This is a genomic window from Halanaerobium sp., from assembly GCF_003070835.1.
On record NZ_QBLR01000311.1, the window covers coordinates 1 to 3,864 of the forward strand.

Consider the following 3,864-nt stretch of genomic DNA (forward strand, 5'->3'; position numbering starts at 1 on the left):
ATTGTAAACTATAAGGGGGAAGATAAAATGAATAAGTTTAGTGATTATCTAGCAGGGATCATCCTATTACATCAGAAGAACAATAAATAAATTATTATAATTTTATTTTATCTATAATCTGTTATAAAATCAAGAATGAAAACAATAAGGGGGAAGATAAAGATGAATAAAATTAGTGATTATTTGGCAGGAATAATACTTACAATTATATTAGCTTTGACTGCTAAAGCTTTAAGCAGCTACATACCAATGCATTTAATCAGCGGCAGTGTGCTGGCACTGATGTTGGGAATGCTTTTAAATCCTATTATTAGAGAAATTTCTATTTTAAACAGCGGTATCAATTTTGTTTCCAAGAAAATTTTAAAGGCAGGAATTGTACTGATGGGACTTACTTTGAGTTTTTCTCAGGTTTTATCTGTCGGTGGTTATTCATTAATTGTGATGACCTTTACTCTGCTGACCGCCTTTGGAGGAGGGTATTTATTTGGCCGTCTTTTTAATATGAACTGGAAACTTTCAAGTCTTATTTCCGCTGGTACCGGTGTCTGCGGGGGCTCTGCAATTGCTGCAGTAGCTCCAACAATTGAGGCGGACAACAGCCATATTGCCTATGCTATTTCCGCTACTTTTATTTTTGATGTGCTGATGGTAATCTTATTTCCTCTAGCAGGCAGATATTTTGGTATGAGTGATTTAGGTTTTGGCCTCTGGGCGGGAACAGCAGTTAATGATACCTCCTCGGTGGTAGCAGCTGGCTATGCTTTTTCTGATGCTGCCGGCGCTTTTGCTGTGATAGTTAAATTGACCAGAACTCTTTCTATAATCCCTATAGTTATGATTTTTTCTGTGATCAATGCCAGAGAAAATAAAAAGCTGGGTTTAAGTTCAAATAAGCAGGAAGAAAAAGTTGAAATCAAAAATATATTTCCCTATTTTATTCTCTTGTTTTTAGTAATGGTCGCAGTTAAAAGTACCGGTTTAATTTCAGCTGAATTAAGCAGCAATATTGCTTCCATATCAAAATTCATGATGATTATGGCTTTAGGAGCAATTGGACTGACAACAAATTTTAGCGAGGTATCTGATTCAGGAATTAAACCATTACTGCACGGTTTTATTATCTCTTCACTGGTAGTTGTTGTTTCTTTTACAGTTCAGATCTTTATTGGTCAGATCTAGGCATTTAAATTTAGAAGAGCTCATGTTAAGATAAAGTTAAAGGAAGTGATTATTAATATGAATAATATAAAGTTTAAGGCACTGGAAGTAAGTGAGATTAATGGAGAATATAAAAGAGAAATTATTGAGAAAGAAATTAAGGATCTGCCAGCAGGAGAACTAATAGTTAATGTTAAGTATTCTTCTTTAAATTACAAAGATGCTCTATCTGCAGCGGGTAATAAGGGGGTTACCAGAGAATATCCCCATACACCCGGTATTGATGCAGCAGGCATAGTTGTAGAGGATCAAAGTGGAACTTATCAAAAAGGTGATGAGATAATAGTTACCGGTTATGATTTAGGAATGAATACTTCCGGTGGACTTGAGGAATATATCAGAATCCCAGCAGACTGGGCTGTAAAATTACCGGAGAATCTGACTTTAAAAGAAAGTATGATTTATGGTACAGCAGGTTTTACGGCAGCTCTCTCGGTTTATAAACTTCTAGCAGCAGCTGTTGAAGGGAAAGATATTCTGGTTACTGGTGCTTCCGGAGGAGTTGGGAGTTTTGCCTCTGCCATTCTAGCAAAGCTCGGTTATGAAGTTACAGCAGCAACTGGTAAAACTGAGGCAGAAGCTTATTTTAATAACTTAGGGGTAAAAAATATTATTGATAGAAAAGAACTTGATGATGATTCTGCTAAAATGCTTTTAAAGGAAAAATGGTCTGGAGTTATTGATACAGTTGGAGGTAATCTGCTTTCTACCGCAATTAAATCAACCAGATATGGTGGAGCTGTAACCTGCTGTGGAAATGTAGCTTCTGCAAAACTGGATCTGAATGTTTATCCCTTTATTTTAAGAGGAGTCAGCTTATTTGGAATAGATTCAGTTCAGTGCAAAAGAAGCTTGCGAGAAGTGATCTGGCAGAAAATTGCCTCAGACTGGAAAATTGAACAACTGGATGATTTTTCTAATCAAGTAATTTTAAATGACTTAAATGAGCAGATTGATAAAATGCTGGCCGGAGATTCAAAAGGTAGAGTTATTGTTAAAATATAATTTTTAGCTAATTAAATAGTTTATTGCAGAAGAGTGGCTGTTTTCAGCTGCTCTTTTTTTAGGAAAAATCAAAAAATAATTATCTTTAATTCATATTCTCTTCACATTTTTTTATTATACTATAAGAGAAGAAGGAAGAGAAGAAGGTTAATATAGTAAGTGCTGTTTAATATTTAACAATCACGATATTATTGTTGACAGAATTAAACCCGAGTGTTATACTATGTTTAAGATACATTGCAGGGGTATCCTGGGGTTGAAAAAGGAGGAAGTTAGAATGAAAATAAGATCACTGCTAACTTTAATCATAGTTTTAGTAATTGGATCTTTTTCTATTGTTTTGGCTCAGCCTGGATTTGGACCTGGATCAATGCCGGGGCCAGGGATGATGGGGCCGGGAATGATGGAATCAGTTGACAGTGAGTATGATTTTTTAGTTAAAATGATACCACATCATGAAGAAGCAGTTTACAATGCAAAGATTCTAAGAGATAACACAAATAGAGAAGAGATGCGTGAATTTGCTAGAGATATTATAAAAGTACAGACTCAGGAAATTGAAGAAATGAAAAAATATCTGGCTGAGTGGTATCCTGACAGAACAAATAATTATCAGTACCAGCCGATGATGGGAGATTATAAAAATCTTAGTGGTGAAGAGCTGGATTATGCCTTTTTAGAAGATATGATTTTTCACCACATGGGAGCAGTTATGATGTCACAGCAGTTAATTGTACAGGATCTGGCTGAACACCGCTCTGTATATTTGCTGGCTCAGAGTATTAGAGACAGTCAGCGTCAGGAAATTTTTATGATGCGTGATTGGCTTGATAAATGGTATAACTGAAGTAATAATTTTAAAACAGGAGGGATAATGATGATGGGATTTGGCCCTGGAATGATGGGTGGAGGATTTTCAATTATATTCTGGATAGTAATCATTGGAGTAGTATATTATTTCTTTAAAGAATATAACAGACATAACCATAATAATAGTCATGATCGTAGAAGTGGTGGCCCGGATTATAAGGGGCGAAGAAATTTTGATGATAATCGAGATGAATTTAATAATAGAAAAGAAATTGAATATAGAAAAAGTGAAGATAGTGCAGAAAAGATTGCCAGAGAGCGTTATGCTAAAGGCGAAATTACTAAAGAAGAATTGAAAGAAATACTTGATAATTTAAATAATTAGATTTAAAATATAAGGAGGAATAATGATGATTGACATCCTCCCCGCCCGTTCCTATCGTCACGAACGAGGATTCCTTAAAAGAACTTGCGAGGTTGTCGAATGATTAGAAGACAGTCTATTTCTAGTAGCCCAATATGACTTCGACTTCAGGCTGTGCCATCAGCCCTCCTGAGATAGCCGACTATACATTTCACTAACTCTCCTTTTTATAACGCATTGTTGAGTTAGTATGAAGGGCATCGAGCCCTCCTCATTAGTATAATCCTAGCATTATGCTAATATAGGCACTCAGGCACTTAGACTATTACCATCTAAGTAGGTTGTTGCTCTAAATATTTATTAGATATATTACGACTTGCATTTAAATCAGAGTGGATATGATTACCACACTCGCAAGAGTATAGATTAGTTTTGCGGTTAGATTTTTTAATTTTGTTGCATTT

General features: G+C 35.3%; 5 protein-coding genes. 4 read left to right on the forward strand and 1 reads right to left on the reverse strand.

The window, feature by feature from the left end:
- The first annotated feature begins 162 nt into the window (after positions 1-162).
- The 4 genes from CI949_RS18020 to CI949_RS18035 all read left to right on the forward strand — a co-directional run bounded on the left by CI949_RS18020 (position 163) and on the right by CI949_RS18035 (position 3,421).
- Entirely contained in the window at positions 163-1,182 is a 1,020-nt protein-coding gene (locus CI949_RS18020) for a YeiH family protein (RefSeq protein ID WP_290768928.1), read from the forward strand.
- A gap of 57 nt (positions 1,183-1,239) precedes the next feature.
- Entirely contained in the window at positions 1,240-2,226 is a 987-nt protein-coding gene (locus CI949_RS18025; RefSeq protein WP_290768931.1) for a YhdH/YhfP family quinone oxidoreductase, read from the forward strand.
- A gap of 277 nt (positions 2,227-2,503) precedes the next feature.
- A complete protein-coding gene (locus CI949_RS18030) occupies positions 2,504-3,073 on the forward strand; it encodes a DUF305 domain-containing protein (protein WP_290768935.1) in 570 nt (189 codons plus the stop codon).
- 30 nt (positions 3,074-3,103) lie between these two features.
- On the forward strand, positions 3,104-3,421 hold the full coding sequence (locus CI949_RS18035; RefSeq protein WP_290768938.1) for an SHOCT domain-containing protein: 318 nt from the start codon (positions 3,104-3,106) through the stop codon (positions 3,419-3,421).
- A 311-nt stretch (positions 3,422-3,732) separates the two neighbouring features.
- Here the strand turns inward: CI949_RS18035 and CI949_RS18040 are convergent, their stop codons facing one another.
- Positions 3,733-3,852: a zinc ribbon domain-containing protein gene (locus CI949_RS18040; RefSeq protein ID WP_290768940.1), complete on the reverse strand. Its 120-nt coding sequence runs from the start codon at positions 3,850-3,852 to the stop codon at positions 3,733-3,735.
- Positions 3,853-3,864 lie beyond the last annotated feature (12 nt).